The following is a 528-nucleotide window of genomic DNA, read 5'->3' as shown; positions in this document are numbered from 1 at the left end:
CCAGGCCGAATGCCTGCACCGGGCAGCCATTCTCGCAGCACGGAGCACCCCGTCGAACGCCTCCTACGACGCGCTCGACGGTATCGAACTGGTCGGCAGTGAGATCGCCCTGAACCTGGGCCTGAGCACCCGCGAAGCGATGGAGCGCGTCGGGAACGCGATCGAGATCTGCGAAGGCCTCCCGCTGATCCTGGCCCTGGTCCGCGACGGCAACCTGGACTGGCGCGCCGCGGTCTCGGTCAACACCCAGATGCGCATCGCCCTGCAACCCGGCACCCCCGCCTGGAGCGCCGTCCAACAAGCCCTGGCCGCCCGCCTGGCCGGCAAGAACCAACGCCAGGCCCGAGACATCACCCAGCAAGAAATCCAGAAGGTCGACCCCGCAGCAGCCCGCAAACGCCGCGAAGCCCGCATGAAAGAACGCTGCGTCTACGCCTCCCCGCTACCTGAGGGCATGGGCCGACTCGAAGCCACCCTCTCCGCCGACCACGTGATGCTCATCCACTCCGTCCTGGACGCCCTGGCCGA

1 protein-coding gene is annotated in these 528 nt (G+C 68.4%); it reads left to right on the top strand.

Annotated elements, in window-relative coordinates; all coding sequences use genetic code 11:
- On the top strand, positions 1 to 528 hold a 528-nt coding region (locus tag QSK05_RS36030; RefSeq protein ID WP_285601904.1), incomplete at both ends, for a DUF222 domain-containing protein.

The sequence above is a fragment of the Kineosporia sp. NBRC 101731 genome (assembly GCF_030269305.1).
Taxonomy (GTDB): domain Bacteria; phylum Actinomycetota; class Actinomycetes; order Actinomycetales; family Kineosporiaceae; genus Kineosporia.
Note: the sequence above shows the minus strand (reverse complement) of the source record. Positions and strands in the feature narration are given on the sequence as shown.